Annotated in this window: 27 protein-coding genes; 12 read left to right on the top strand and 15 right to left on the bottom strand. The window is 65.3% G+C overall.

All coding sequences use genetic code 11. The annotated features are described in order from the left end of the window. The first annotated feature begins 18 nt into the window (after positions 1-18). From ACTTAI_RS11680 to gluQRS, 4 genes are read left to right on the top strand one after another with little or no spacing between them, the layout of a single operon-like run. On the top strand, positions 19-729 hold the full coding sequence (locus ACTTAI_RS11680; RefSeq protein ID WP_444451729.1) for a porin: 711 nt from the start codon (positions 19-21) through the stop codon (positions 727-729). Positions 730-788: 59 nt separating this feature from the next. Then, the gene (locus ACTTAI_RS11685; protein WP_444451730.1) at positions 789-1,139 is read left to right on the top strand and encodes a DUF6614 family protein; all 351 of its coding nucleotides are present in this window, start codon (positions 789-791) and stop codon (positions 1,137-1,139) included. Between the two features lie 39 nt (positions 1,140-1,178). After that, complete coding sequence (gene trmFO / locus ACTTAI_RS11690; protein WP_444451731.1) at positions 1,179-2,519, top strand: methylenetetrahydrofolate--tRNA-(uracil(54)-C(5))-methyltransferase (FADH(2)-oxidizing) TrmFO; 1,341 nt, start codon at positions 1,179-1,181, stop codon at positions 2,517-2,519. Next, on the top strand, positions 2,516-3,352 hold the full coding sequence (gene gluQRS, locus ACTTAI_RS11695; protein WP_444451732.1) for a tRNA glutamyl-Q(34) synthetase GluQRS: 837 nt from the start codon (positions 2,516-2,518) through the stop codon (positions 3,350-3,352). Before trmFO ends, gluQRS begins: the two co-directional genes overlap by 4 nt. A gap of 51 nt (positions 3,353-3,403) precedes the next feature. Here the strand turns inward: gluQRS and hisI are convergent, their stop codons facing one another. Then, positions 3,404-3,766, bottom strand: coding sequence for a phosphoribosyl-AMP cyclohydrolase (hisI, locus tag ACTTAI_RS11700; RefSeq protein WP_444451733.1), 363 nt, complete (start codon positions 3,764-3,766; stop codon positions 3,404-3,406). Between the two features lie 57 nt (positions 3,767-3,823). Here hisI and ACTTAI_RS11705 point away from each other — a divergent pair, with 57 nt between their 5' ends. Both ACTTAI_RS11705 and ACTTAI_RS11710 read left to right on the top strand, forming a co-directional pair. After that, positions 3,824-4,252: an iron-sulfur cluster assembly scaffold protein gene (locus ACTTAI_RS11705; RefSeq protein ID WP_444451734.1), complete on the top strand. Its 429-nt coding sequence runs from the start codon at positions 3,824-3,826 to the stop codon at positions 4,250-4,252. Positions 4,253-4,318: 66 nt separating this feature from the next. Then, entirely contained in the window at positions 4,319-5,728 is a 1,410-nt protein-coding gene (locus tag ACTTAI_RS11710; protein WP_444451735.1) for a methyl-accepting chemotaxis protein, read from the top strand. Positions 5,729-5,841: 113 nt separating this feature from the next. On the opposite strand, the gene ACTTAI_RS11715 is transcribed toward ACTTAI_RS11710, so the two are convergent. The 5 genes from ACTTAI_RS11715 to sciP form a co-directional block, all read right to left on the bottom strand. After that, on the bottom strand, positions 5,842-5,964 hold the full coding sequence (locus ACTTAI_RS11715) for a hypothetical protein (protein ID WP_281269354.1): 123 nt from the start codon (positions 5,962-5,964) through the stop codon (positions 5,842-5,844). Positions 5,965-6,035: 71 nt separating this feature from the next. Further along, positions 6,036-8,129, bottom strand: a complete 2,094-nt coding sequence (gene recG, locus ACTTAI_RS11720) for an ATP-dependent DNA helicase RecG (protein ID WP_444451736.1) — start codon at positions 8,127-8,129, stop codon at positions 6,036-6,038. Continuing rightward, positions 8,126-10,249, bottom strand: coding sequence for an NAD-dependent DNA ligase LigA (gene ligA / locus ACTTAI_RS11725; protein ID WP_444451737.1), 2,124 nt, complete (start codon positions 10,247-10,249; stop codon positions 8,126-8,128). The genes recG and ligA overlap by 4 nt, the downstream gene beginning before the upstream one ends. Positions 10,250-10,310: 61 nt before the next feature. Next, positions 10,311-11,024 (bottom strand): response regulator transcription factor CtrA, encoded by a 714-nt coding sequence (ctrA, locus tag ACTTAI_RS11730; protein ID WP_444451738.1) that lies wholly within the window; start codon positions 11,022-11,024, stop codon positions 10,311-10,313. Between the two features lie 95 nt (positions 11,025-11,119). Continuing rightward, a complete protein-coding gene (sciP, locus tag ACTTAI_RS11735; protein WP_013067386.1) occupies positions 11,120-11,398 on the bottom strand; it encodes a CtrA inhibitor SciP in 279 nt (92 codons plus the stop codon). 125 nt (positions 11,399-11,523) lie between these two features. Between sciP and mnmA the strand changes: the two genes are divergently transcribed. After that, positions 11,524-12,663, top strand: a complete 1,140-nt coding sequence (gene mnmA / locus ACTTAI_RS11740; protein WP_444451739.1) for a tRNA 2-thiouridine(34) synthase MnmA — start codon at positions 11,524-11,526, stop codon at positions 12,661-12,663. A gap of 2 nt (positions 12,664-12,665) precedes the next feature. Here the strand turns inward: mnmA and ACTTAI_RS11745 are convergent, their stop codons facing one another. The 6 genes from ACTTAI_RS11745 to ACTTAI_RS11770 all read right to left on the bottom strand — a co-directional run bounded on the left by ACTTAI_RS11745 (position 12,666) and on the right by ACTTAI_RS11770 (position 20,003). Beyond that, entirely contained in the window at positions 12,666-14,897 is a 2,232-nt protein-coding gene (locus ACTTAI_RS11745) for a PAS-domain containing protein (RefSeq protein WP_444451740.1), read from the bottom strand. Next, positions 14,894-16,063, bottom strand: coding sequence for an FIST N-terminal domain-containing protein (locus ACTTAI_RS11750; RefSeq protein ID WP_444451741.1), 1,170 nt, complete (start codon positions 16,061-16,063; stop codon positions 14,894-14,896). Before ACTTAI_RS11750 ends, ACTTAI_RS11745 begins: the two co-directional genes overlap by 4 nt. Positions 16,064-16,109: 46 nt before the next feature. Next, entirely contained in the window at positions 16,110-16,823 is a 714-nt protein-coding gene (locus ACTTAI_RS11755; RefSeq protein WP_444451742.1) for a response regulator, read from the bottom strand. 170 nt (positions 16,824-16,993) lie between these two features. Next, on the bottom strand, positions 16,994-18,763 hold the full coding sequence (locus tag ACTTAI_RS11760; RefSeq protein ID WP_444451743.1) for a PQQ-dependent methanol/ethanol family dehydrogenase: 1,770 nt from the start codon (positions 18,761-18,763) through the stop codon (positions 16,994-16,996). A gap of 197 nt (positions 18,764-18,960) precedes the next feature. Further along, entirely contained in the window at positions 18,961-19,347 is a 387-nt protein-coding gene (locus ACTTAI_RS11765) for a c-type cytochrome (RefSeq protein WP_444451744.1), read from the bottom strand. A gap of 113 nt (positions 19,348-19,460) precedes the next feature. Then, a complete protein-coding gene (locus ACTTAI_RS11770) occupies positions 19,461-20,003 on the bottom strand; it encodes a tetratricopeptide repeat protein (protein WP_444451745.1) in 543 nt (180 codons plus the stop codon). A gap of 115 nt (positions 20,004-20,118) precedes the next feature. On the opposite strand from ACTTAI_RS11770, the gene ACTTAI_RS11775 reads away from it, so the two are divergent. The 5 genes from ACTTAI_RS11775 to ACTTAI_RS11795 are packed head-to-tail and all read left to right on the top strand — an operon-like array spanning position 20,119 to position 24,197. Then, positions 20,119-21,288, top strand: coding sequence for an ABC transporter substrate-binding protein (locus tag ACTTAI_RS11775; protein WP_444451746.1), 1,170 nt, complete (start codon positions 20,119-20,121; stop codon positions 21,286-21,288). Beyond that, positions 21,285-22,247 carry a YVTN family beta-propeller repeat protein gene (locus tag ACTTAI_RS11780; RefSeq protein WP_444451747.1) on the top strand — a complete coding sequence of 321 codons (963 nt, stop codon included), beginning with the start codon at positions 21,285-21,287 and terminating at the stop codon, positions 22,245-22,247. Before ACTTAI_RS11775 ends, ACTTAI_RS11780 begins: the two co-directional genes overlap by 4 nt. 9 nt (positions 22,248-22,256) lie before the next feature. Next, the gene (locus ACTTAI_RS11785) at positions 22,257-22,697 is read left to right on the top strand and encodes a hypothetical protein (RefSeq protein ID WP_444451748.1); all 441 of its coding nucleotides are present in this window, start codon (positions 22,257-22,259) and stop codon (positions 22,695-22,697) included. Next, complete coding sequence (locus tag ACTTAI_RS11790) at positions 22,690-23,412, top strand: ABC transporter ATP-binding protein (protein WP_444451749.1); 723 nt, start codon at positions 22,690-22,692, stop codon at positions 23,410-23,412. Before ACTTAI_RS11785 ends, ACTTAI_RS11790 begins: the two co-directional genes overlap by 8 nt. Continuing rightward, positions 23,409-24,197, top strand: coding sequence for an ABC transporter permease (locus tag ACTTAI_RS11795; protein WP_444451750.1), 789 nt, complete (start codon positions 23,409-23,411; stop codon positions 24,195-24,197). The genes ACTTAI_RS11790 and ACTTAI_RS11795 overlap by 4 nt, the downstream gene beginning before the upstream one ends. A 225-nt stretch (positions 24,198-24,422) precedes the next feature. Here ACTTAI_RS11795 and ACTTAI_RS11800 read toward each other — a convergent pair whose 3' ends face one another. The 3 genes from ACTTAI_RS11800 to ACTTAI_RS11810 are packed head-to-tail and all read right to left on the bottom strand — an operon-like array spanning position 24,423 to position 26,823. Further along, positions 24,423-25,016, bottom strand: a complete 594-nt coding sequence (locus ACTTAI_RS11800) for an ABC transporter ATP-binding protein (protein WP_444451751.1) — start codon at positions 25,014-25,016, stop codon at positions 24,423-24,425. Then, entirely contained in the window at positions 25,013-25,843 is an 831-nt protein-coding gene (locus ACTTAI_RS11805) for an ABC transporter permease (RefSeq protein WP_444451752.1), read from the bottom strand. The genes ACTTAI_RS11800 and ACTTAI_RS11805 overlap by 4 nt, the downstream gene beginning before the upstream one ends. Next, positions 25,843-26,823 carry an ABC transporter substrate-binding protein gene (locus ACTTAI_RS11810; protein WP_444451753.1) on the bottom strand — a complete coding sequence of 327 codons (981 nt, stop codon included), beginning with the start codon at positions 26,821-26,823 and terminating at the stop codon, positions 25,843-25,845. Before ACTTAI_RS11810 ends, ACTTAI_RS11805 begins: the two co-directional genes overlap by 1 nt. Between the last annotated feature and the right edge of the window lie 166 nt (positions 26,824-26,989).

Genomic DNA, 26,989 nt, shown 5'->3' on the forward strand with positions numbered 1-26,989 from the left:
AACTCCATGAGGTTGAAGATGCAGAAGATTATCCCGATGGCGCTGATCGCGGCGCTGCTTCCTGTCACCGCCATGGCCGAAGGTTCGGTGCGCGGCGCAGAGCTTGGGTTTGCCTGGTCCGGGCTGATCGAAGGCCAGCAGAAGCACAAGAACAACCTCGCGCTGGAAGGCGCGGTGGAATACGGCTTCACGCCGGGCTTTTCGGCTCAGCTCGATGTGGCGCAGCACCATTTCACCAACAGCAACGACGAAGGCACCGCCTTCACGCTGCACGGCATCGGCCATGTCAACGACGGGTTCGCGGTCGGTGGCTTCCTTGGCCATGAATGGATCGGCGGCAACCACATGGAGCATTACGGGCTCGAGGCCACGCATGACTTCGGCCCGCTGACGATCGAAGGCGAGGCGAGCCTGCTGAAGAACGACGGCAACGACGCCACGATCCTCGGTCTCGACGGCAGCTATGCGATGAACGATGCGCTCTCGGTCGGCGCGCGTTTCGAAAACGTCAACGCCTATGCGCACGACAGCTCTGACACCACCGCGATCGACGCCACCATCGGCTATGCCATGCCCTCGGGTGTGAAGATCGACGGCTCGCTGGGCGTGGTCGACGGCAACCAATCGGATCGGGAAATGACGATCGGTCTGGGCGTGAAGATGCAGATGGGCGGCAATGGCGTCACCTTCGGCAAGCGCGGGCTTGCACAGGCGATCATCGGCAACTGAGCCGTTAGGCCAATTTCAAGATTTCCATGCTTTTCTTTCTCTACCCGAGGGAGAAAAGCATGGATCTCTACCACTGCATGATCGAATTGAAGAGCGACGCCAAGGCCATCGCCTTTGCCGCCTCGGTTGAACAATGGATGCATGAGCTGAAAGCGGAAGGCCTGATCGGCGGCTGGCGCTTGATGCGGCGCAAGATGGGTCTGGCCTCCGGTCCGCACACCGGCTTCATTCTGGAAGTCGAGTTCGAAAGCATGGCGGCGCTGGAAACGGCCTTCCGCTCGGTCGCGCAATTCACCGAGGGCGAGATGCGGCATTACGAGCTGATGCATGCGATGATCGCCTCTTACTCGGTCGGCCTCTACCGACCCTTCCCCGATCCAGAGCGTCGCGAGCGCGTCGCCCTGATCTGATCCCGTTGCGCGCTGCGCCTTGGGGCGGTATCAGGCGGCATGGACACACTTCACATCATCGGCGCCGGTCTGGCCGGTTCGGAAGCGGCATGGCAGGCGGCACAGGCGGGCGTTCCCGTGGTGCTGCATGAAATGCGCCCTCAGGTCGGCACATTCGCGCATCGCTCGGGCGATTTTGCGGAAATGGTCTGCTCGAATTCCTTCCGCTCGGATGACGACGAGCGCAACGCCGTCGGGCTGCTGCATTGGGAAATGCGGGCGGCGGGCGGGCTGATCATGGCCACGGCCGACCGCCATGCCCTGCCCGCGGGCGGGGCGCTGGCGGTGGACCGCGAGGCGTTCTCGGGCGCCGTCACCGCGGCGCTGCGAGGGCATCCGCTGATCTCCGTCTCGGAAGAAGAGATCACCGAGCTTCCCACCGAAGGGCATTGGATCATCGCCACCGGGCCGCTGACCTCGGGGGCACTGGCCGAGAGCATCCGCAAAGTGACCGGGGCGGAAAGCCTCGCGTTTTTCGACGCGATCGCGCCGATCGTCCATGCCGAGACGATCGACATGTCGGTGGCTTGGCGCCAAAGCCGCTACGACAAGGGCGAGACCGAGGAAGAACGCACGGCCTATATCAACTGCCCGATGACGAAGGATGACTACGAGGCCTTCATCGACGCGCTTCTGGCGGCGGACAAGACCGAGTTCCACGAAGGTGAAACCGCGGGCTATTTCGACGGCTGCCTGCCGATCGAAGTGATGGCGGAACGCGGCCGCGAAACCCTACGCCACGGGCCGATGAAGCCCGTTGGCCTGACCAATGCGCATGACCCCGCAACCAAGGCCTATGCGGTGGTGCAGCTGCGCCGCGACAATGCGCTTGGCACGCTCTACAACATCGTCGGCTTCCAGACCAAGATGAAGTATGGCGCGCAAACCACTGTTTTCAAGATGATTCCCGGGCTTCAGAATGCCTCCTTCGCGCGCCTGGGCGGCATTCACCGCAACACCTTCCTGAATTCGCCGACGCTGCTTGATACCCAGATGCGGCTGAAACTGGGGCCCAATCTGCGCTTTGCCGGTCAGGTGACCGGGGTCGAGGGCTATGTCGAAAGCGCCGCGATGGGTCTTCTGGCCGGGCGGATGGCCGCGGCCGAGATCAAGGGGCAGCTGCTGCCCCCCCCGAGTTACGAGACCGCGATGGGCTCGCTCGTGAACCACATCACCGGCGGCGCCGAGGCGAAGACCTTCCAGCCGATGAACGTGAACTTCGGGCTTTTCCCGCCGCTCGACGACGCGCGCGGCGGACGGCGCGGCCGCAAGGACCGCTACAAGGGCTATACCGACCGCGCCAAGGAAAGCTTCATCGCCTGGCTGGCCGATCAGGCGTGATCACCCGCTTCGCGCCCTCGCCCACCGGCCCGCTGCATCTGGGCCATGCCTATGCGGCACTTGTGGCGCATGACATGGCGCGGGCGGCGGGCGGGCGGTTCCTCTTGCGCATCGAGGACATCGACCGCGAGCGCTCGAAACCGCAGTGGGAGGCGCAGCTCTTCGATGACCTGCGCTGGCTTGGCCTCACCTGGGACGGGCCGGTGCTGCGGCAGTCCGAGCGCCTGCCCGCCTATCGAGAAACCCTTGAAAAGCTGTGGGAAAACGGGCTGCTCTACAGCTGCACCTGCACCAGGCGCGACATCGAACAGGCCGCCTCCGCGCCACAGGAAGGCGTGCCCCTTGGCCCCGACGGCATCATCTACCCCGGCACCTGCCGCGAAAAGGGCGCCCGTCGTCCCGGCCAGCCCCTGCCCGAAACCGCGCTGCGCCTGCGCATGGACCTTGCCGCAACCGCAACCGGCTTCACGGAAACCGGCCCCGCCCATCGCGGCTGGCACGCGATCACGCCCGACCAGATGATCCGCGAGGTCGGCGACGTCGTCCTTGCCCGGCGCGAGATGGGCACATCGTATCACCTTGCGGTGGTGCTCGACGACGCCGCGCAGGGCGTGACCCATGTCACCCGCGGCGAGGATCTGTTCGAGGCGACCTGCATCCATGTCACGCTGCAAAACCTGCTCGGCCTGCCCGTGCCCAGCTACCACCATCACGGCCTGATCCGCGACGCGGCGGGCAAACGGCTTGCCAAACGCGACGACGCCCGCGCACTATCAAAATACCGCTCCGAGGGCGCCACCCCCGCCGACATCCGCCGCCTGATCGGGCTCTGACTTTTTCTTGGCCGAAATACGCCGGGGTCCGGGGCAGAGCCCCGGCCTGCGTCACTCCACCATCGGCGTCAGGATCTCGACCTCTTCGCCCCCGCGCACGGCGGTGTAAAAACACGACCGACGGTTGGTGTGACAGGCCGGGCCTGCCTGCTCGACCAGCATCAACAGGCAATCCCGGTCGCAATCGACGCGCAACTCGACGAGTTTCTGCACATGGCCCGAGCTTTCGCCCTTGGCCCAGAACGCCTGCCGCGACCGGCTCCAATAGGTCACCTGCCCCGTCGCCAAGGTCCGCGCCAGACTTTCGGCATTCATCCAGGCCATCATCAGCACCTCGCCGGTGGCGGCCTCCTGCGCAATCGCCGGGATCAGCCCGTTCGCATCGTATTTCAGGCTTTGCGGATCGAAACCCATGCTTTCCTCCCTGCGTGTCCCGGTCTATCTAACCTGCGCAGCCTGCGGGGAAAAGTCATGAGCGATACCGATCTCTTCAAACTCTATGCCGATCGCGTGCTGGCGCTGGCCGCCGCGATCCCGCACACCGATCCCCTGCCCGATCCCGCACTGCGGGCCACGAAACGTGCGCCGCTCTGCGGCTCGACCGTTGCGGTGGCGCTGCGGCTCGAGGGCGACCGCATCGCGGCTTTCTCTCAAACTGTGCATGCCTGCGCTCTCGGTCAGGCCTCGGCCGCAATTTTCGGGGCGCAGGTGATCGGCCGGACGCGGCTGGAGGTGCAGACCCTGTGCGACGCGCTGGCCAGCATGTTGAAGGGCGGGCCAGTGCCAGCCGCCCCCTTTGGCGACTATGAGGTGCTGACGGCCGCGCGCGACTATCCGAACCGCCATGCCTCGATTCTGCTCGCGCCAGAGGCGACTTTGTTGGCTCTCACGGCAGTTTGAGAACCCCCCTTAACCCTTGTGCAAGGGGAGCATGCGATGGTGGGCCGTCACAGATCCGGACCTTGCATGACTCACCCCGCCCCCATCCCCTCCCTGCCAAATACTTCCGAAGGCCGCATCACCCGCATCGCGACCGACGCGCTTGAACTTGGCCGGGATGTCGCCGAAGTGGCCGGTGCGCTTGAAGCGCTGGAAAAGCTCGCCGATTCCCAGATCGCACTGTTGCGCAGCGCGCAAAGCGCCGCCGAAACGGTGCAGGACGCCAATGCCCGCGTGCTCGACGGGGCGCAGCGCGTCGGCCAAAGCGCCGATGCCACGCTCGACATGGTCGAAGAGACCGCCGCGCAGCTGCGCGAGACTTCGGCCCATGCGCAAACGATCGCCAACTGGGTGCGTTCGGCCATCGCACGGATGGAGGAGCTGAACGAGACGCTGACCAAGGTTCAGGCCGAAAACGCCGGGATCAAATCCGTGGCGATGCAGGTCAACATTCTGGCCATCAACGCAAAGATCGAAGCCGCGCGCGCGGGCGATGCCGGACGTGGCTTTGCGGTCGTCGCCGAGGCGATCAATGAACTTTCGCGCAAGACCGCCGCCGCCTCGGAGGGAATCGGCAATGCGGTCGGCGGGCTGACCGGCTCGATCCGCGCGCTGCATGACGAAGCAGGCGCGATTTCGACCGATGCCGATGCCGTTCTGACCGGGGCCTCGGGCACGGATGCGGCGCTCGGACGGATGCTGGGCGGGCTCACCCAAACCCGCAGTGCAGTGACCGAAATCGCCACCCGCGCGTCCGAGGTGAACAGCGCCAACGCCTCTTTCGGCCCCGCCTTCCGCCGCATGGCCGAAGGGATGCAGGAAACCTCGACCGAGGTGCACGAGGCGACGCAAAAGACCCGGACCCTGATCATCGCGGGCGAAACCATCGTGCAGGAAGCCGTCGAACTGGGCGGGGCGTTGGCTGATAACACCTTCATTGACGCGGTGAAATCCGCCGCCGAAGAGGTCGGCCAATTGTTCGAGGCGGGCATCGCCGCGGGCAGGATCGCGGCAAGCAGCCTCTTCGATCAACGCTATACGCCGATCGCGGGCAGCAATCCGCAGCAAATGATGGCGCCCTTCACCGGGTTCACCGATGCGGTCCTGCCCACGGTGCAGGAGCGGGTATTGACCCTCTCGCCCGAGATCGTGTTCTGCGCCGCCGTCGACCGCAACGGCTATCTGCCAACCCACAACCGCAAATTTTCGCAGCCGCAAGGCGCCGACCCGGTCTGGAACGCCGCCAACTGCCGCAACCGGCGCATCTTCAACGACCGGGTCGGGCTGCGGGCCGGACAATCGACCGCGCCCTTCCTGTTGCAGATCTACCGACGCGACATGGGGGGCGGCAACATCGTGCTGATGAAGGATCTCTCGGCGCCGATCTTCGTTTCCGGACGCCATTGGGGCGGGTTGCGTCTGGCCTACCGGATGTAAAAAACGCCGCCATCCGAGGATGGCGGCGCAGGAAGCGCTTTCCGGGCAAAGCCCTTGGGGACAGGCGGCCGTGATGTGAAACTCAGGGTCGCGAAAGCGCGAGGCAGTGACGGTCAGAAAAGGCCGGGCAGGTAAAGCACGGCAACGAAGGTGGCGCAAAGCGACAGCGCCCCAATCATGTCTTGCGCAAATTCGGTGGTCTCACGGGCAAAGAACGGGGTCGGACGGTGCTGCATCTCAGGTCTCCTTCCTGTTGCCCTTTTGTTCTCATTTTTCGCCGGATGCGTCAAGAACATTTTAAGAACTCTTAACCGACCTCGATCAGACGGATCGCCCGATCCTGCTCGGTCAGCCACATCAGCATCCGCGCCGCCTGCCCGCGCGGACTGACCAGAGCCGGGTCGTTGCTCAGCAAAAGCCGCGCATCGCTTTGCGCCATCGCCATCAGCCCGGCCTGCCGTTCCAGATCGGCGATGCGGAATTTCGGCAGCCCCGATTGCGCCGTGCCGATCACATCCCCCGCGCCCCGCATCGCAAGGTCTTCTTCCGCAATGCGAAATCCGTCCTCGCTGTCGCGCAGGATCGACAGCCGCCGCTCGCCGCCCTCGCTCAGCGGCGCCTGATAGAGCATGAGACAGGTCGATTTCGCTGCCCCGCGCCCGACCCGCCCACGCAGCTGATGCAGCTGCGCCAGACCAAAGGTCTCGGCCCGCTCGATCACCATGATCGAGGCATTGGGCACGTTCACGCCGACCTCGATCACCGTTGTCGCGACCAGAACCCGGGTGGTGCCGTTAACGAAATCCGCCATCGCGGAGTCCTTTTCGGCGGGCGGCAGCTGCCCATGCACCAGCCCTACGACACCCTCGCCCAGCACCATGCGCAAATGCGCGAAGCGCTCCTCGGCCGAGGCCAGATCGACATGTTCGCTTTCCTCGACCAGCGGGCAGACCCAATAGGCCTGCCGCCCCTCGGCCACGGCGCGCGCGAGATGCGCGACCACCTCGCCGATCCGGGCGGTCGAGATCAGCGCCGTCGTCACTGGTTGCCGCCCCGGCGGCTTTTCGTCGAGCAGGCTCACATCCATGTCGCCATATTGCGCGAGCGCGAGCGATCGCGGGATCGGCGTCGCCGTCATCACCAGCACATCGGCCATCTCGCCCTTGGCGCCCAGCTCCATCCGCTGCGCCACGCCAAAGCGATGCTGCTCGTCGATAATGACCAGCCGAAGATCCTGAAAAACCACGTCTTTCTGAAAGACCGCATGGGTGCCCAGCAAAATCTGAATCCGCCCCTCGACCAGATCGGCGAGCTTGCGCGCCCGTTCAGAACCCTTGTCGCGGCCGGTCAGAACCTCCATCCGCACCCCGGCAACCTCGGCCAAGGTGCCCAGCCCCTCGAAATGCTGCCGCGCCAGAATTTCCGTGGGGGCCATCAGCACACCCTGCCCACCTGCTTCGACCGCAGTCAGCAGCGCCAGAAACGCGACAAGCGTCTTGCCCGCGCCGACATCGCCCTGCAGCAACCGGTTCATCCGGCTCGGCGTGGCCATGTCGGCCGCGATCTCGCGTGTCGCGCGAAGCTGCGCGCCGGTTGGTTGAAACGGAAGCGATTTCAGCACCTTGTCGGTCAGATATCCAGTGCCCTCGGTCACTCGCCCCTTCGGATGGCGGGCCTGACGGCGGGCCAAGGCCAAAGTCATCTGATGCGCAAACAGTTCGTCATAGGCAAGACGTTGCCGCGCGGGCGCGGTCGGCCCGGTGTCCGCCTGCACCTGCGGCGCATGGGCCGAGCGCATCGCAGCGGCCCAATCAGGCCAACCCTCGCGCGCCTTCAGCGCGGCATCGATCCATTCCGGCAGCTCGGGCAAGCGGGTCAGCGCGCCCTCGGCCGCCTTCGCCATCACACGCTGCGTCACCCCGGCGGTCAGCGGATAGACCGGCTCGAACCGCGGCAGCTTGTCGGCCTCAGCGAGCGGCAGGACGTGATCGGGGTGCACCATCTGCGCGGTGCCGTCGAAGAGTTCGAGCCGCCCCGAGACCAGCCGCCGTCCGCCCTTGGGCAGCAGTTTCTCCAGATAATCGCCGCGCGCATGAAAGAAGACGAGCGCGAATTCCGCCCCCGCACCATCGCGCACCAGCACCCGCGACGGGCCCGAGCGGTTGCGCGCAGCCATATGGGTCAGCACCTCGACCTCGACCGTCAGCGTCAGCGGCGGAGTCACATCGCGGATCGAGGCCACCGGACGGCGGTCGACCACCGCCTGCGGCAGTGTGAAAAGCAGATCGCGCGGGCGGGTAATTCCAAGGTTTTCCATGGCCCTGGCCGTCTTTGCGCCGATCCCGGGCAGGGTCTCGATCTCGGCGAAAAGCGGAAAAAGGGCGGCAGGCCGCCCCGTCATGTCGCCCCGATGAGGCTGATCCAGGCCTCCTCGTCGATCACCTTGACGCCCAGATCCGCAGCCTTCTTCGCTTTCGATCCGGCGCCCGGACCCGCAATCAGAATGTCGGTCTTGGCAGACACCGAGCCCGCGACCTTGGCGCCAAGCGCCTCGGCCCGGGCTTTCGCTTCGGCCCGGGTCATGCGTTCGAGCGTGCCGGTAAAGACGACGGTCAGACCGGCCACCGGGCTGTCGGTCGCTCGCGGCGTGGCGGGCTCGACGGTGAGATGCCTCACAAGCCGGTCGATCGCCTCGCGTTCGGCACCCGGATGGAAGGCCGCGGTCACCGAGGCGGCCAAGGTCTCACCGACGCCATCGATGCTGAGCAGTTCCTGCCAGTCGGGGCTGTCGGGCACCGCGGCGCTCATCGCAGCTTCGAAGCGCTCCCAGGTCAGGTAATGCGTGGCGAGAAGCGCGGCCGAGCTTTCGCCGACATGGCGGATGCCAAGCGCGAAGATCAGCCGAGCGAGCGGGATTTTCCGTTTTTCGTCAATGGCCTGAAACAGGTTCTGCGCGGATTTCTCGCCCCAGCCCTCGCGGTTTTTCAGCTGTTGCAGACCGCTGCCGAACCGTGCCTGAAGGGTAAAGATATCAGCAGGTTCGCGGATCCAGCCATCCTTGTGGAACGCTTCGACCTGCTTCGCGCCCAGCCCCTCGATGTCGAAAGCCGCGCGCGAAACGAAATGCTTCAGCTTCTCGACCGCCTGCGCCGGGCAGATCAGACCGCCCGTGCAGCGGCGCACGGCATCGCCTTCCTCACGGATCGCCTCGGACCCGCATTCCGGGCAAAGATGCGGGAAAACATAGGGTTGCGCAGCAGGATCGCGGCGGGACAGATCGACATCGGCGACCTTCGGGATCACGTCGCCGGCGCGGTAGACCTGCAACCAATCGCCCTCGCGGATATCCTTGCCATCGCGGATCACCTCGCCCTTCGAGGAGAGCCCGGCAATATAGTCTTCGTTGTGCAGCGTCGCGTTCGAAACGACGACGCCGCCGACCGTGACCGGAGCGAGCCGCGCCACAGGTGACAACGCGCCGGTGCGGCCGACCTGAATCTCGATCTTTTCAAGCCGCGTCCAGGCGAGTTCGGCCGGGAATTTATGCGCAATTGCCCAACGCGGCGTGGTCGAGCGAAAGCCAAGCCGCGCCTGCAGGACAAGATCGTTGACCTTGTAGACGACGCCGTCGATGTCATAGCCGAGCGTCGCGCGTTGCGCCTCGATCGCGCGGTAATGGGCGAGCATCTCGGCCGTATCGGCGCACAGGCGCGTCAGCGGATTGGTCTGGAAGCCGAGCGCCTTGAGGCGTTCGATCGCGCCGAATTGCGTGTCGGACAGCGGTTCGGACAGAGCCCCCCAGGAATAGGCGAAGAATTTCAATGGCCTGGAGGCCGTGATCCGGGCGTCGAGCTGGCGCAGCGAACCGGCGGCTGCATTGCGCGGATTGGCGAAGGTCTTGTCCCCCAGTTCAGTCTGCCGAGCATTCAGCGCGGCGAAATCGGCATGGCTCATGTACACCTCGCCGCGGACTTCCAGCACGGCGGGTGCCCCAGTCAGACGCTGCGGAATGTCGGAAATCGTGCGGGCGTTTTCGGTGACATTCTCGCCCACTTCGCCATCGCCCCGGGTCGCGGCCTGAACCAGCACACCATTTTCGTAGCGCAGCGACAGCGACAGGCCGTCGATCTTGGGTTCCGCGGTGCAGGGCAAGAAGATCTCGGGGCCAAGCCCCAGATAGCTGCGCATCCGTCCGTCGAAATCCGCCACATCCGCATCCAGAAAGGCGTTTTCCAGACTGAGCATGCGAATCTCATGCGCAACTTTCCCGAACCCCTCGGCCACGGTTGCCCCGACTTTCGCCGTCGGGCTGTCGGGTCGTGCCAAATCGGGAAATCGTGCTTCGATCGCCGCCAGACGACGCTTCAAAGCATCGTAATCGGCATCCGAAAGATCGGGCGCATCGAGCGTGTGATAGGCGCTGTTCGCCACTTCGATCCGCGCAACAAGCGCGGGATACTCCGCCTCTGCTTCGGCGCGGGTCAGATTGTCCACGTCAGCTTGCGGCGTCGCACTCATCATGTTTTCCCTCCGGCTGCCCCAGATTTAGGGGCAGCCGCCGGGAGCGTCCAGTACGAAGAGGTCAGGCGCCAACGACCATGCGGCGGTCGATATCACCCTGATCCGGATCGCGCAGCACATAGCCACGGCCCCAGACGGTTTCGATGTAGTTTTCGCCACCGGTCACTTCGGCCAGCTTCTTGCGCAGCTTGCAGATGAAAACGTCGATGATCTTCAGTTCCGGCTCGTCCATGCCGCCGTAGAGATGATTGAGGAACATCTCCTTGGTAAGGGTCGTGCCCTTGCGCAGGCTCAAGAGCTCCAGCATCTGGTATTCCTTGCCGGTCAGATGCACCGGCTTGCCGCCGACTTCCACCGTCTTGGCGTCGAGGTTCACCGAAATCTTGCCAGTGCGGATGATCGACTGCGAATGCCCTTTCGAGCGGCGGATGATCGCATGGATTCGCGCCACCAGCTCTTCACGATGGAAGGGTTTCGTCATGTAATCATCGGCGCCAAAGCCGAAGCCCTTGATCTTGTTCTCGGTGTCATCGGCACCGGTCAGGATCAGGATCGGCGTATCGACCCGCGCCAGACGCAGCTGACGCAGCACCTCGAGCCCGTTCATGTCGGGCAGGTTCAGATCGAGCAGGATCAGGTCGTAGTCGTAAAGCTTCGCAAGGTCGATGCCTTCTTCACCAAGGTCGGTGCAGTAGACGTTGAGGTTGGCATGGGTCAGCATCAGCTCGATGCTGCGAGAGGTCGTTGGATCGTCCTCTACCAACAAAATCCGCATCCTGGGTTCTCCGCATTAATCCCTCGATCACCTTCGACCTTGGCACCAAATGGTTAACACGTAGTTACTGTCGCAGGATTTCGTTCATTTGCAACCTAAAGTTGTCTATACTTTTGAATAGCTGTCACTTTAAGTCCAGCGATGCCGTGTTTCTTGACCGCTTCGGCCCAGATATCGAATTCTTCCTCCGATAAGCCGTAACGTTCAAGTACTTCCGAACGTCCAATCAGCCCATGCGTCACCGCATGCACGATGATTGCCTTGCGCGACGCCACCCAACGGCGCGTTTCTTTCGGCGGCAGATCAGCGCGGGTCAGAATCGTGCCATCAGGCAGCGTGACTGCGCGCGGTCCGTCGACTTTTTTTAGATACATGGGTTCACCCCCTCGTCTTCATGGGGGAAGAATGCGCGGCGGGCCTTAACACTCGGTTTAGCCAAGGGTTGAGAGTAGATCGCATTTTCCTATATTCTTGCGGGTCTGGTTAAAGGACTGTTGCGATGCCGAAAGATCTTCCCCTGAATTCGCTGGGCCTGCCCAAGGCGCCCGCCGACACCCGTGTGGTCGTCGCCATGTCGGGCGGCGTCGACAGCTCGGTCGTGGCCGCGATGCTGAAGGAGGAAGGTTACGACGTGATCGGCGTGACGCTTCAGCTTTACGACCACGGCGCGGCGCTGGCGAAAAAGGGTGCCTGCTGTGCGGGACAGGATATTCACGATGCCCGGCGCGTCGCGGAAGCCATGGGTTTCCCGCACTATGTTCTTGATTACGAAAACACTTTTCGCGAGGCCGTGATCGAGGAATTTGCCGATGCCTATCTGGCAGGGGCAACGCCCGTGCCCTGCATCCGCTGCAATGAACGCGTCAAGTTCAAGGACCTGCTGGAGACGGCCAAGGACCTCGATGCCGATTGCATGGCGACCGGCCATTACATCCAGCGCAAGCTCGGGCCGCAGGGACCGGAGTTGCACAGCGCCGCCGATCCGATGCGCGATCAAAGCTATTTCCTGTTCTCGACCACGCCCGAGCAACTGGCCTTCCTGCGATTCCCGCTCGGCCATCTGCCGTCAAAAGCGGAAACTCGTAAACTTGCGGCCAGATTCGGTTTGGTCGTCGCCGACAAGCCTGACAGCCAGGACATCTGCTTCGTGCCGAACGGCAATTATGCGAGCGTGATCGAGAAGTTACGCCCGGGTGCCGCGGATCCGGGCGAGATCGTCGATCTGTCGGGGAAGGTTCTCGGGAATCACAAAGGCGTGATCCATTACACCATCGGCCAGCGCCGCGGTCTGGGCATCGGCGGCCTTGGCGATCATCCGCTTTACGTCGTCAAGCTCGACCCGGAGACGCGCCGGGTGATCGTCGGGCCGAAGGAGGCGCTCGCCACACGGCTTCTGCGGGTGGGCGAGATCAACTGGCTCGGCGATGCGCCCTTCGACAGCCAGCCGGAATGGGAGGTCTCGGTGCGAATCCGCTCGACCCGGGCGCCGCGTCCGGCGCTGGTGCGGCCGCTTTCGGCCACCACGGCCGAGGTCGAGCTGATCGAAGCCGAGGAAGGCGTCAGCCCCGGTCAGGCCTGCGTCTTTTACGAAACCGGCGGCAGCCGCATCTTCGGCGGCGGCTGGATTATCAAGGCGTAACGCTAGCGCGTCGACCCGGCGCCGAAGAGGAACTCCGACAGCGCCTCGGTCGGCGTCGGCTTTTGCAACACGGCCACGCCAAGGGCGCGCGCCTGCGCCCCCAGCTCTTCGCTGCGATCGGCGGTGACAATCAACGACGGCACGTCGCCCAGCCGCTCGCGCAGCGCCGCCAGACAATCGAGCCCGCTCATCCCCGCGCCGAGCTGATAGTCGATCAGACAGCGGTCGGGCACCAGACCGGTCGCCTCGATCAGCTCCAGCGCCTCCTCGCCCGAGGGGACGTCGAGCACGCTCACCCCCCATTTCTCCAGCAGCTGCACCATCGCGCGTGACAGGTCCGGGTCGTTCTCGATCAAGAGCACCACCAGCTCGCGGCCCTCGGCGTCGCGGCCGATCGGCACCACTTGCCCCGGTTCGGGCAGCGCCAGCGGCCGGGCGCCCTGCACCAGATCGAGCATGAAGGTCGAGCCGCAACCCGGCTCCGAGCGCAGCGAGAGCGGATGGCCCAGAAGCGCCGCCGCCCGTTCGACGATGGCAAGGCCCAGCCCCATCCCCTCGGAGGCCGAGGCATGGGCGTCGATGCGCTGAAACTCGCGGAAGATCAGCTCCTGATGTTCCTCGGCGATGCCCTGGCCCGAATCGCGCACCTCGACCCGCCAAAGCCCGCCGCGCCGCCGTGCCGCGACCAGAATCGAGCCCTTGGCGGTGTAGCGGATCGCATTCGAGATCAGATTCTGTAAAATCCGGCGCAGATAGGCGCGGTCGGAAAAGACCACGGCCTCGGTCGGGCGGACGCGCAGGCGCAGCCCCTTGAGCGCCGCCGCGGGGGCAAATTCGTCGGCCAGTTGCCGGAACACCGGGCCAAGCGGCACGGCGCAGGGGTCGATCGCCGCCCGCCCCGATTCGAGCCGCGAGATATCGAGCAGCGCCCCCAGAATCCCCTCGACCGACAAAAGCGCGTTCTGCGCCTTGTCGAGCGTGCGCCGCGCCGAGGCGGTCAGCGCGTCATCGCCGAGCGAGGCCAGATAGAGCTTTGCCGCCGAGAGCGGTTGCAACAGGTCATGGCTCGCCGCCGCCACGAATCGCGCGCGTGACGCATTCGCCCGCTCGGCGCTGGCCAGAGCATCTTCCAATTCGCAGGTGCGCTCGGTCACCCGCGCCTCCAGCGTCTCGTTCGCGCGGCTGAGTTCGGCCAGCGTCGAGCGCACCTCGGTGATGTCTTCAAGCGAGACGACAAACCCGCCGTCGGGCAGTTCCTGCGCGAAGATCTCGTAGACCTGCCCGCCCTCGCGCGTCACCTCGATCTGAAAGGTCTCAAGCCTGCGCGCGCGCCGCACCCAATCGGACAATTGCCGCGCCGAATGGCCACCCGGAAAAATGAACTGGCCGCGCAGCTGTTCCAGAAGCGTGTCGAAATGCAGCCCCCGCCAGAGCCGGTTGCGCGGCAGCGTCAGAAATTCCGCCAGCCGCTCGTTCCAGACCAGCAGATGCAGCCGCACATCAAAGAGGCACACCCCGATCTTCAGATGTTCGAGCGTCGGGCGCAGCACCGCCGCCTGATCGTCGAGCCTGCGCCCGCGGGCCTCGCGCTCGCGGCGGATGAAATCGGTGACTTCGGTCTGCAGGATCACCGTGCCGCCCTCGCGGGTGCGGTGTTCCGAGACCTGCACCCAGCGATCCTCGCCCATCTGCTGGGTCAGGATGAAATGGTGCTGCTGGTGCCGCATCAGCCGCATCCGCACCCAGTCGTTCCGGGTCATCCCGTCGGGCATGCCCAGATGCCGCGAACTCGCCGCGATCTCGACGTAGCGGGTGAAGCTCAGCCCCGGCTGCATCTGCGTGCGAATGTCGGGCAAGAGCCCGTTGAAGCGCGAATTGCACATCACCAGCACGTCGTTGGCGTCAAACAGCGCGAAGCCCTCCTGCACCGTCTCGATGGCAGAAGCCAGATTGAGCCGCGCCGCCTCGGTTTCGCGATGCGCCTCGGCCAGCCGCGCGTTCGAGGCATTGAGCAGATCAAGCGCCCGCTCCAGATCGCGGGTGCGGTCGCGGACCTGCTCTTCCAGCATCGCGGCGCGTTCGAACTGCACCCAGGCGGCGCCGCGATCCTCGGGGGTTTCCTCGGCATGGCGGATCAACGCACCGACGATGGTCAGAAGCTTCTCGGTCTGTCGCTCGGGCGTATCCGCCGGATCGACCAGTGCCCGGGCGGCCTGCAGATCATCGGGGCTCATCTGCGCCCCTCCGGCGGATAGAAGGCCAGCCCGGTGAGCGTCTGGTTCACATGCATCGCCCCCACCTGCTCGCCATAGGTCGACAGCCCCCAGACACCGTTCTGCATCAACACCTCGGAAATCTCGCGAGAGAGTTGCCGCCCCTCGGCCTCGATCCGCCGAAAGAAACAGTCAAAGGCAAGGATTACCGCCGGACGCCCGTCTTCAGAAAGCCCCGCCATTTCCTCGCGCAGATGCGCCACCATGTCGACCGGCTCGGCGAGCGTCAGCACCAGCCCCTCGTCGATAGCGGAAAAGAAGGTCAAGCTGCCGTCGGGCTCGACCTGCTGGATCGAGCGCACATGATGCCGCCCGCCCGCCCGCACCAGCAGCGGATGCGCGGCGAACAGAAACGGCGTCAGCTGCTCGGGCAGCATCCCCAGCGCGCGCGCATATTCCCGCGCCGCCGGTTCGTCGTTGATCCGCTCCACCAACCGGCGCGAGGGATCGGCGCGCGTCACCACCATCCGCCGCGCCGTCGGACGCTGATGTGCAAAGCAGAAGGGCCGCAATTCCCAGGCCGAGCGGATCAGCGTCAGCACCGCCGCATTCTCGCGCAGACCGCCGCGGGCAAAGACCGGCGCATTCTCGAACCGGGCCGCATCGCCCGCCGAGCCGCCGACGACCGGCACCGCGCCAAGCCCGCCCGACAGCGCGGCGACGAGTGCATCCTCCTGCCCCGAAAGCCCGTCGATCAAGAGCACCGCCGCCTCGTGGTTCCACTCGGGCACCCGCCGCCCCAATGCCTGCCGCGCCCGCAGCAGCTCGGCAATCAGCGCCCGCGGGTCAAGCGCATCGAGACGCTCGATCAGCAGCTGCTCGACCTCGAACCCCGCCGCAGGCAGGGCAAAGGCGACGATCTGCCCGCTGTCATAGCCCTGCGCGGTGATCTCGCCCGAGGTGGAACAGCCGCAAACACGCGCCGAGCCGAAGACGCTGGGCGCCTGCGCCGCAAGTGCCGCCAGATCGGCCTCGGGGCTGGCAAACAGGAAGACTTGCGCGAAAGGCCCGGGGCCAAGCGCACGCGCCAATCGCGGCAGGGCATCGGACAACGAGGCCTGCACCGCCGCGCGCGCGGGAATGGCGGCGGCTGGCCCACGCCACAAGCCGCTGTCGGGATGATCCATCGCAGCCTCCTCCTGCCGCTATGGCGTCTCAACTCTTGCGGGAAGACTACGGCTTGCGCCACCCTTCGGGCAAGGGCGCAGTGATCTGCGCTTCCCGCGCCAAAAGCACCGCCTGCGTACGCGAATAGACCCCAAGCTTGCGCATGATCGCCGTCACATGCGCCTTGACCGTGGTTTCGGCGATCGACAGGTCATAGGCGATCTGCTTGTTCATCTTGCCCGCGCAGATCTGTTCCAGAATGTTCGCCTGCTGCCGGGTCAGAAGGCTCAGGCGGCGGATCGCCTCGTCCTGCGGGCTCATCCCGTCGCCGGTGGCAAGGCTGTCCCCGGTCGATTCCGGCACGAAGATCTCGCCGCGCGCGATGGCGGCAAAGGCCAGACGGAACAATTCGCGGCGCGAATGCTTCGGCACGAAGCCCGCCGCCCCGGCCGAGATCGCCGCACGGATCACCCGCGGATCATCGATCGAGGAGACGACGACGATCGGCATCTCGGGCGCGGCCTGACGCAGCCGCATCAGCCCGTCGAGGCCGTTCACATCGGGCAGGTTGAGATCAAGAACCAGCACGTCGGCGGGCGTGCCTTCGGCAGTCTCGATCCGGGCCAGCGCCGTTTCCAGACTGTCGGCGCTGTCGATCGCCTCGATCCCGGCCACGGATTGCAACGTCATCGCCAGCGCGTCGCAAAACAGCGGATGATCATCGACGATCAGCGCCGAGCGAAAATCCGAGCGAATGCTGGCGGCGGGTTCCGGGGTCATCGGGCCTGTCCTGTCTTGAAGCACCGTTCTTACGGCGCGACGTGTAAAGTCACCCTAACAATCATAGCACCGGGGCCGTATTGTCCAATGGTCGCATTGGCCTGCCCGAATGAGAAGGGCGCCCGGATTTCCCCGGACGCCCTCTCGTCGTCATGGAACCTCAGCCTCCCTCAATTGGCGGAGGCGAGCTGTTTGGGCAGACGGAACGTCCAGACCATTCCGCCCTGGTTCAGATAGTTGACGCGCTTGGCCACTTCGCCGCCCCAAAGCGGCACCGCGCCGCCCCAACCCGAAATCACCGAGACATATTGCTCGCCGTCCTGTTCCCAGGTGATCGGCTGACCCACGATGCCCGAGCCGGTCTGGAACGACCACAGCTTCTTGCCGGTTTCCGCGTCCAGCGCCATGAACTCGCCCTCGGGATTGCCGACAAAGACGAGCTTGCCCGCGGTGGTCATCACGCCGCCCCAAAGCGGGGCATCGTTCTTGTATTCCCATTTCACCTCGCCCGAATTCGGATCGATCGCCTTCAGCGAGCCGATATAGTCTTCAAAGAGCGGCTTGATCGTGAAGCCCGCGCCCAAGTAAGCCGCGCCCTTCTTGTAGTTGATCGGCTCGTTCCAGATATCCATGCCCCATTCGTTCGAGGGGACATAGAACAGGCCCGTGGTCTGGCTGTAGGCCATCGGCATCCAGTTCTTGCCGCCAAGGAAGGACGGCACGGCGAAGACCTGCTGGCCCTTGCCCTCTTCGGCGGCGGGGTTCGGTGCGCCGGGGCGGTTGTCTTCGTTGTAGATCGGGCGACCATCCTTGCCGATGCCCTTGGCCCAGGTGATGTTCTTGACAAACGGCCAGGCGTTGACGAAGGCGCCGTCTTCGCGGTTCAGCACGTAGAAAAAGCCGTTGCGGTCGGCGGTGGCGTAGCGCTTCTTGCCGTCCTTGTCGACGAAGCCCACGACCTCGTTCACCCCGTCAAAGTCCCAGCCTTCGCGCGGGGTGGTCTGGAAGTGCCACTTGATCTCGCCAGTTTTCGGATCGAGCCCGATGCGCGAGGCGGCGTAAAGGTTGTCACCCTTGTTGCCCTCGATTGGCGTGCCGGCGTTGCGCAGGTGGCTGTTCCAGGGCGCCGGGTTGCCCGCACCGAAGATGATCGTGTCGGTGTCGGCATCATAGGAGCCGCCCAGCCAGGTGGCGCCGCCGCCCGTCTTCCACAGATCGCCCGGCCAGGTCGCATTCAGCGTGCCGGTCATCGTCGAGGGTTTGCCCTTGTAGGTGCCCATGTTGCCTTCGATCGTCGGACGGGTCCAGATCAGCTCGCCCGTTTCCGCGTCGCGCGCCTGCACTTCGCCGACGATGCCGAATTCACCGCCCGAGTTGCCGGTGATGACGAGCCCGTTCACGACGAGCGGCGCGGCGGTGTAGCTGTAGCCTTCCTTGTAATCGGCGATCTTCTTGTTCCACTTGACCGAGCCGGTCTTGCGGTCGAGCGCGACGATGCGCGCATCGAGCGTGCCGAAATAGACGTTGTCGCCATAGATCGCGGCGCCGCGGTTGATCACGTCGCAGCAGGGCAGGATGCCCTCGGGCAGACGCGCATCGAACTGCCACAGCTCCTTGCCCGTGTGGATGTCGATGGCATAGAGCCGCGAATACGACCCGGTGATATACATGACACCGTCATAGACAATCGGCTGGCTTTCCTGACCGCGCTGCTTCTCGCCGCCCAGGCTGAAGGCCCAGGCAGGCACGAGGTTCTTGACGTTGTCACGGTTGAGCGTGGTGAGCGGGCTGAAGCGCTGCAGATCGCGCCCCATGCCGTTCGTTACGACGTCGCCCGCCGTCTGTTGGTCGTTGCGCAGATCGTCTTCGGTCACCCCGCCCGCCTGGGCGGTCCCGAAGCAGGTCAAGGCCACCACCGCGGCCAGAACGAAACGGTTCATGTGTCTTACTCCTCCCTGTTGTCCGATCACGCCCGGCAAAGGTCTGATCACGGCTTCGCGAAGTATCGGCGAGGCGCGGGGTTTGCGGGTATTGTCCATTGGTCTTACGACCCGTGACGCGGTGCCGATTTCGTGTAAAACAGGAAAGGCCGCGTCGCGGGACGCGGCCAATTCAGATCGAACCGAAGCCGCCCGTCTCAGGGCTGCAGGCTGGCCAGATATTCGACGATGAAATCCTGCACCGTCGGATCGGTGATGCCGACATGGCGCATCTTCGTGCCCGGCACGAGCTGGTCATTCGCTTCCATCCAGGCGCGGATCGCGCCCTTCGTCCACACAAAGCCCGAGGCGGCCAGCGCCTTCGAATAGGGATAGCCCGGGAAGGTTCCGGCGCGACGCCCGACAACGCCTTCCAGCAGCGGCCCGTAGCTCTTCTTGTCGGCATTGACCGAATGGCAGCGGTGGCAATTGGCGTCGAAGAACTGACGCCCGGCATCGATCTTGATGCGCTGCGTCGGATCGGCCTGAGCCGTCTGCGCGAATGCCGCGGCCAACACGGCGGCAAGGATGATGCTTTGTCTCATGGCCAACTCTCCTGATCATTCGGCGCTAGTCTATTCCGCTTGCCGCACCCTCGGTTGATCCGCATCAAACGCGCCATTGGACTTTGGTCGGAGTTAACGACGAAACCGACCCCTCAGCCCTGCGGCATGTAGTGCCCTTCGTCCGCATCGGGCGTCACCTCGCGCCAATCGTAACCCGCGCGCTGCAGCCGTTTCGCATCGCCAAGCCCCGCGGCGGCGGCCTGATCGACGAACTGCCGCCCCGCCTCGGGGTCGCGCGCGATGCCACGCCCGCGCAACAGATCAAGGCCGCGGTTGAACAATCCGATCGGATCGCCCGCTTCGGCCGCCTTCCGGTTCCAGTCCGCCGCCGCAGCAGGGTCTTCGGGACCGCCAAGCCCGTTGTCGTCGAGCTGGCTCATCCAGGTCATCGCGCCGGTCCACCCCCGCTGGGCACAAAGGCCAAAGACCTCGCGCGCCGCGCCATGATCGCCCGATTTCGTCATGTAATAGCCGCTTGCGCAATTCATCATCGAGGTCTCGCCCCGTTCGACATCGCGCAACACTCGCTCAAGGCTCATCTCGGGCGGGTTCAGATCGCCCTGCCCCGCCTGCTCGGCGCGCAAGGCACCGGTCATCGCCAGCACCAGACCACCCCACACAAGGATCCTCTGCATCGGACACCTCCGGACTTTTGCTCAGGCTAGCACGCGGCTGCGCCCGCCCGTCCTAGACCTTGGTCGTATTGCGTCCGCGCGCCGGGGCGGGAAGCCTGAGAGCGGGGGGAACAGAATGAAAAACCTTGTCGTATCTGCCGTCCTGTTGCTGGCCTGCCATCCGCTGTGCGCCGAGACGATCCGGCTGGATTGGCTTGAACGTCAGGTCACACCACCGCCGGTGCTGTCGAACCTGACCGGCGATCCGGCCGATCTGGGCCTTGCGGGCGCACGCCTGAGCGTGGCCGACATCGCGACGACCGGGAAATTCCTCAAGATCGACTGGGACTTGCACGAAACCATTGTAGCGCCCGAAGACGATTTTCTGACGGCTGCGAAAAAGACGCTGGCCGAAGGCGCGAAGGTGTTGATCGTGCGCGCGCCTGCCGCCGATCTTCTGGCGCTGGCCGATCTGCCCGAGGCCAGGGGAGCGCTGATCTTCAATACCGCCGCGCCCGATCAAAAGCTGCGCGACGAAGACTGCCGGGCGAATGTGCTGCATACGATCCCGTCGCTCGCGATGCGCAGCGATGCGCTGGCGCAGCTCTTGCTGAAAAAGGGCTGGGGACATCTGGCGCTGATCACCGGCCCGCAGCCCGAGGATCGCGCCTTTGCCGAAGCCCTGAAGGCGAGCCTGACCAAGTTCGGCCTCGCGCTTGCGGGCGAAAAGGACTGGCCGCTCACCTCCGACATGCGCCGCTCGGGCGCGGCCGAGGTGCCGCTCTTCACGCAAGACCTGCCTGATCACGACGTGTTGCTGGTCGCCGACGAACGCGGCGATTTCGCCCGGTATATCCCCTTCAACACTTGGTTGCCGCGCCCCGTCGCGGGCTCCGAGGGGCTGAGTGCGAAAGGCTGGACCGAGGTGGTCGAGGATTACGGCGCCGCGCAGTTGCAAGACCGCTTCCGTGTCGCCGCCAGCCGCCCGATGCAGGACGAGGATTTCGCCGCCTGGGTCGCCGTCGCCGCGATCTCGGATGCGCGCACGCGGGCGGGCAAGGCCGATCCCGAAACGCTGCGCAGCTTCCTTCTGTCGGACAAGGCCCGCATCGCCGCCTTCCTTGGCCAGCCGGTCAGCTTCCGCCCCTGGGACGGGCAGATGCGCCAGCCGATGCCGCTCGTGACGGACCGGGCCGTGGTGGCGATGGCCCCGCTCGAGGGCTTCCTGCATGCCGAAAACGAACTCGACACGCTCGGCACCGACCGCCCCGAAACCCATTGCACCGCCTTCGGAGCCACTCCATGATCCGTGCCCTGCTGCTTTCGACCCTGCTTGCCACGCCCGCCTTGGCCGATGAAATCTGGGTGACGAACGAATCCGATGACACGGTGAGCGTGATCGACGTCGCCACGCTTGCGGTGAAAGCCACCTATCCCACCGGCGAGCGCCCGCGCGGCATCACCTTTTCGCGCGATTTCAAGAAGCTCTACATCTGCGCCTCGGACAGCGACGCGGTCGAGGTAATGGACCCCGAGACCGGCGCGATCCTGCACGACCTGCCCTCGGGCGAAGACCCCGAGCAGTTCGTGCTCGCCCCCGATGACAAGCTGCTTTACATCGCGAACGAGAATGACGCGGTGACGACCGTCGTCGACACGCAAAGCCGCAAGGTCGTGGCGCAGATCGATGTCGGCGTCGAACCCGAGGGGATGGGGATTTCCCCGGACGGCAAGGTGCAGGTCACCACCTCGGAAACCACCAACATGGCGCATTGGATCGACACCACGACGCATCAGATCGTCGCGAACAGCCTTGTCGACAGCCGCCCCCGCCATGCCGAGTTCTCGCCCGACGGGTCGGAACTCTGGGTCAGCGCCGAAATCGGCGGCACGGTGACGGTCTTCGATGCCGCAACCCAGACCGAGAAGGGCAAGATTTCCTTCGAAATTCCGGGCATCCGGCCAGAAAAGATCCAGCCTGTCGGGATGCTGTTTTCGCCCAACCGGACCAAGGTCTTCGTGGCGCTCGGCCCGGCCAACCATGTCGCGGTGATCGACGCGAAGACGCTGGCGGTCGATCGCTATCTGATGGTCGGCCGCCGCGTCTGGCATCTGGCGCTTTCGCCCGATGGCACGAAGCTTTTCACCACGAACGGCGTTTCGGGCGATGTGACGGTGATCGATGTCGCCGCGCTCGAACCCTTGGCCACGATCAAGGTCGGCCGTTTTCCCTGTGGCGCCGCCGCGCGCCCGACTGCACATTGAGGTTTGCCCATGCGTTTCCTGATCTCCCTTGCGCTTCTCCTCGGCCTTGCCACCACGGCCGCCTTTGCCGAGACTGGCGGGGACGAAGCCCCGCCCGCCGGGCTTCTGGCCGCGGGCAACAAGCAAAAGCTGCCCGAGGTGATGCTCTCGGTGGGCGAACCGCTTGGCGGGCCTTGGGTGCTGAAATCCGGCACCTATTACACGGTCGAGATCACCTCGGACGGCTCGGGCGAGATCGGGCTTTCGGGCGCGGATTTCTTTCACGCCGTCTGGGTCGATGAAGTGGTGATCGAGGGGCTTGAAGTGCGGCCGATGGGGCTGCAATCGGTCGAATTCGACGAGCCCGGCACGATGAAGATCACCTTCATCGCGGTGAAACCCGGCCAATATGCGCTGATGATCCCGGGCTCGACCGGCGCCGATCAGCGTCTGGCGATCACCATTGAATAGCCCCGCGCTTCAGGTCGCGGAACTGAGCCACCGCTGGGGCGCGAAAACTGCGCTGGACGGCGTCTCCTTCGCCCTTCCGGCAGGGCGGTTTTGCGCACTCTTGGGGCCGAATGGCGCGGGCAAATCGACCCTGATGGCGGTACTGACCGGGCTGATCCGGCCCCGCCCCGGCACCGTCACCGTGGCGGGCGTCGACATGGGCCGCAGCCCGCGCGCGGCCTTGGCCGGGATCGGCGTCGTCTTCCAGCAACCGACCCACGACCTTGACCGGACCGTGGCCGCCAACCTGCGCTATTTCGCGGCGCTGCAAGGGCTTGGCCGCGCCGAGACCGAGGCCCGGATCGCGGAGGCGCTTGCCCGTCTGGGCATGGCCGAGCGGGCGGGCGAGAAGGTCGGCAAGCTCAACGGCGGGCATCGGCGGCGGATGGAGATCGCCCGCGCGCTGCTGCATCGCCCGCGGCTTCTGCTGCTCGACGAGCCGACGGTGGGCCTTGATGCGCCCGCGCGTGCTGCGATCACCGCGCATGTGCATGATCTGGCGGCGCAGGGCATCACCGTGCTGTGGGCGACGCATCTGGTTGATGAATTGCGCGACAGCGACGCGATGGTGCTGCTGCATCGCGGGCGCGTTGCCGCCACAGGCGCGGTCGGCGCCTTGCGCGGCGCGGCCCCGCTGCCCGACTGGTTCCTTGCACAGACCGGAGCCGCCGCATGAGCGCCCTGCGCGCCGCGGGCGCGATCATGACCCGCGAGCTCGCCCGGTTCCTGAGCCAGCGCGAGCGGTTCTTTGCCGCCCTTGTGCGCCCGCTGGTCTGGCTCTTTGTCTTCGCCGCGGGGTTTCGCGCGGCGCTGGGTCTCTCGATCATCCCGCCCTATCGCACCTACATCCCCTACGAGACCTACATTGCCCCGGGGCTGTGCGGGATGATCCTGCTGTTCTCGGCGATGCAAAGCTCGCTCTCGCTGGTGAACGACCGCGAAAGCGGCACGATGCGGCTGATGCTGACGGCGCCCTGGCCGCGCTGGTTTCTGCTGGGCGCGAAGCTGGTCGCAGGCGCGCTGGTGGGGCTCGTGCAGGTCGCGGCCTTTCTGGGCGTTGCCTGGGCCTATGGCATCCATCTGCCGCCCCTGGGCTACCTTGCCGCCCTGCCCGCGCTCGCGCTTTCGGGGCTGATGCTCGGATCGCTCGGCCTGCTTTTATCGGCCCGGGTCCGGCAGCTCGAGAACTTCGCCGGGGTGATGAATTTCGTGATCTTCCCGATGTTCTTTCTCTCCTCGGCGCTTTACCCGATCTGGAAGATGCAGGAGGCCTCGCCTTGGCTCGCTTGGGTCTGTCGGCTCAACCCTTTCACCCATGCGGTCGAGCTGATCCGCTTCGCGCTCTATCTGCAGCTGAATGCCGTGTCGCTGGCGGTGACCGCGGCGGCGGCGGCGGTGTTCTTTGGCCTGGCACTTTGGGGCTATGAACCCGCGCGCACGAGACCGCCGAAGGGGGAGTAACCCGACTTGGCCGAGGCCATTGCCGAGGCCATGCGCGCCACAGGCCCAGTGACCGCCGAGGGCCCAAAGGCCCTCGGCCTGCGCCCGCCCCGCCATCGGCGGGCGCATCCGCGCCGCCGGGGCGGGACGCAGGCCTCTGTCACGCTTGGGGAAACGGTCTTGCCAACAGGCGCTCGAAACGGGCGGGGAAAGGCAGTGCCTTTCCTGATCCGCCCGAAACCGGGCTCACCCCTCGCTCAACCGCGCGGGTCGGCCCGTCAGACGCGCGCGCCGCGTCGCCAGCCGGTCCAGTTCCTGCGGCGCATGCGAGGCCAGAACCACGGCCGGTTTCGTCTCGGCAATCAGCTCTGCCGTCAGATCCAGCAACTCCTCGACCCGACCGGCATCGAGCGAGACGAAAGGCTCATCGAGAATGAGCAGATCGGGTCGCGCCGCAAAGGCCCGCGCCAGCCCGACGCGCCGCGCCTGACCGAGCGACAGCTGCCCCGGCCAATGCGCGCCATAACCCGCCAGACCGACACGGGCGAGCCAGCCCTCGGCCGTCCCTTCATCGGTGCCGGTGGGCAGGATGATATTGTCCACCACCCGCCGCCACGGCATCAGATTGGGCTCCTGAAACACCATCGCGCGGCGGCTGGGCGCCTGCATCTCGCCGCGGAACTTCGTGTCCACCCCGGCCAGAATCCGCAGCAGCGTCGACTTGCCGGAGCCTGACGGCCCCTCGATCCCCAGCACCTCGCCCCGCGCAACGCGCAGGTTCAGTGCGCCCAGAACCACGGTGTTGCCGAAGCGTTTCTCCTGCAGATCGAGCGCGATCATTCCCGCCTCCAGCGGTTTGCCCGCACCGAGAGCGGCGCAAGGATCAACCATTCGACCGCCAACATGACGGTGACGAAGGCGGCCGCCCAAGCCAGCACTCCGGCGATATCGAACATCTGGAAATTCAGATGGATACGGAAGCCGATCCCGTTCGACCGACCCAGAAACTCGACCACCAGCACGACCTTCCAGATCAGCGCCAGACCCGCCCGCGCGGCAGCGATGATATGCGGCATCAGCTGCGGAATGAGGATGTGGCGGTGCCGTGCAACAAAGCCCATGCCGAAGACCCGCGCCATTTCCGACAAAGCCGGATCACGGGCCCGCACGCCCTCGCGCAGGATCACCGCGACCAGCGGCACCTTGTTAAGCGCCACGGCGGTGATCGCCGCGGTCTCGTTCAACCCGATCCAGAGATAGCACAGAACGATCAGCACCAGCGCCGGGATGTTGTTCCAGATCGTCAACCACGGATCGAACCAGTCGTTCACCCGCCGCGACAGGCCGAGCACGATGCCCAGCACCGTCCCCGCCAGCATCGCCAGCACGAAGGAGGACACGACCCGCAGCATCGTCGCGCCAAGATCGGGCAGCATCTTCCCCGACAGAAGGCCCCGCGCCAGTTCCGGCAGCACCTGCTGCGGCCCCGGCGCATGGCTCGGGTCGCCCAGCACGGCCGCCAAAAGCGCCCAGACCATGAGCGCCGCGAGGATCGAGATCGCGGTGCGCCCGACCGCGCGCCATTCCTGCCCGCCAGACGCAACGACGGGAGGGGCGACGATCCCCCCTCCCGCCTGCGGCTGCGGCTTGCGCGCCATGGTGAACATCAGTTCGTCAGGAAGGTGCCCGGGGGCAGTTCCTTGACCGGCCCGAGCAATTCCTCGCCGCCAATCCCGGCCATCAGCTTCAGCATCTTGTCAGCCGCGGCCTCATCGACCGGCGCATCGGTCGGAATGCCCGCCCGATAGCCCGCCACCAGCGCCAGATATTGCGCATCGGATTTCGCATTCATGATCTCGCGCAGCCGGGCAAAGGCGGCGTCATCCGTGGCGAGCCTCTGCTTGGCGGCCTTCGACGCGGCGCGCAGCCCCGCAACGACGGCGGGCTTGTCCTTTTCGAGTTTCTCCGAGAAGACATACCCGAGCAGCGGCGTTTCCGGATCCAGCCCCAGCGCCTTCGCGGCGTCCGAGGTCGACACCAGCGTCTCCATCCCCCGCGCCTGCATCTTGGCGCCGAAATGCCAGAAGTTGATCGCCGCATCGACCTCGCCCGAGAGCGCGGCCTCCATGATCAAGGGCGGTGCCCCGAAGACCTGCTCGGTCTCCTTCGCCAGATCAATGTTGAACTTTTTCTGCGCATAGGCGCGCAGGATCAGCCAGCTTTTATCCAGCGGCCCGCCCGCGATGCCGATCTTCTTGCCCTTCAGATCGGCCAGATCCATGATCCCCGATTGCGGCTTGACCAGCAGACCGCCTACCGCGCGCGAATAGGGAATGAAGGTGAAATCCTTGCCCTCGGCGCGCATCCGCGCGACCCAGAACCAGTCGGTCACGATCGCCTCGGCCTCGCCGCCCTGCAGCGCCACCTCGGCCGCGGGGTTACCCGCCACGGGCAACACATTCAGCGTGAAGCCGTTCGCCGTATCCAGACCGTAATGCTTGATCGTGTCGAGTTCCCAGTTCACCGTGCCGCCTTCGAGCGCGGCGACCGTCAGCGTCGGCAGATCGCCCGCCAGAACCGGGGCCGTGGACGCCAGCATCGCGGCCAGACTGCAGGCCAGCAGCCCCCGACGTGTCATCTTGATCATGGTTTCCTCCCTCATTCGTTGCAGGCACGCTATCCCCCCCCTTTTCGCCTTCCTATTAGACCAATGGCCAATACGCCCGGCCCCCCGCCTCGGGCAGGATCGGAGCTGACCAAGACCAAGGTCGAATGGAACGCGGGGGGTCGGCCCCGTTAACACCTTGGCAGCA

The organism is Rhodobacter capsulatus (assembly GCF_052363175.1).
GTDB lineage: Bacteria > Pseudomonadota > Alphaproteobacteria > Rhodobacterales > Rhodobacteraceae > Rhodobacter > Rhodobacter capsulatus_D.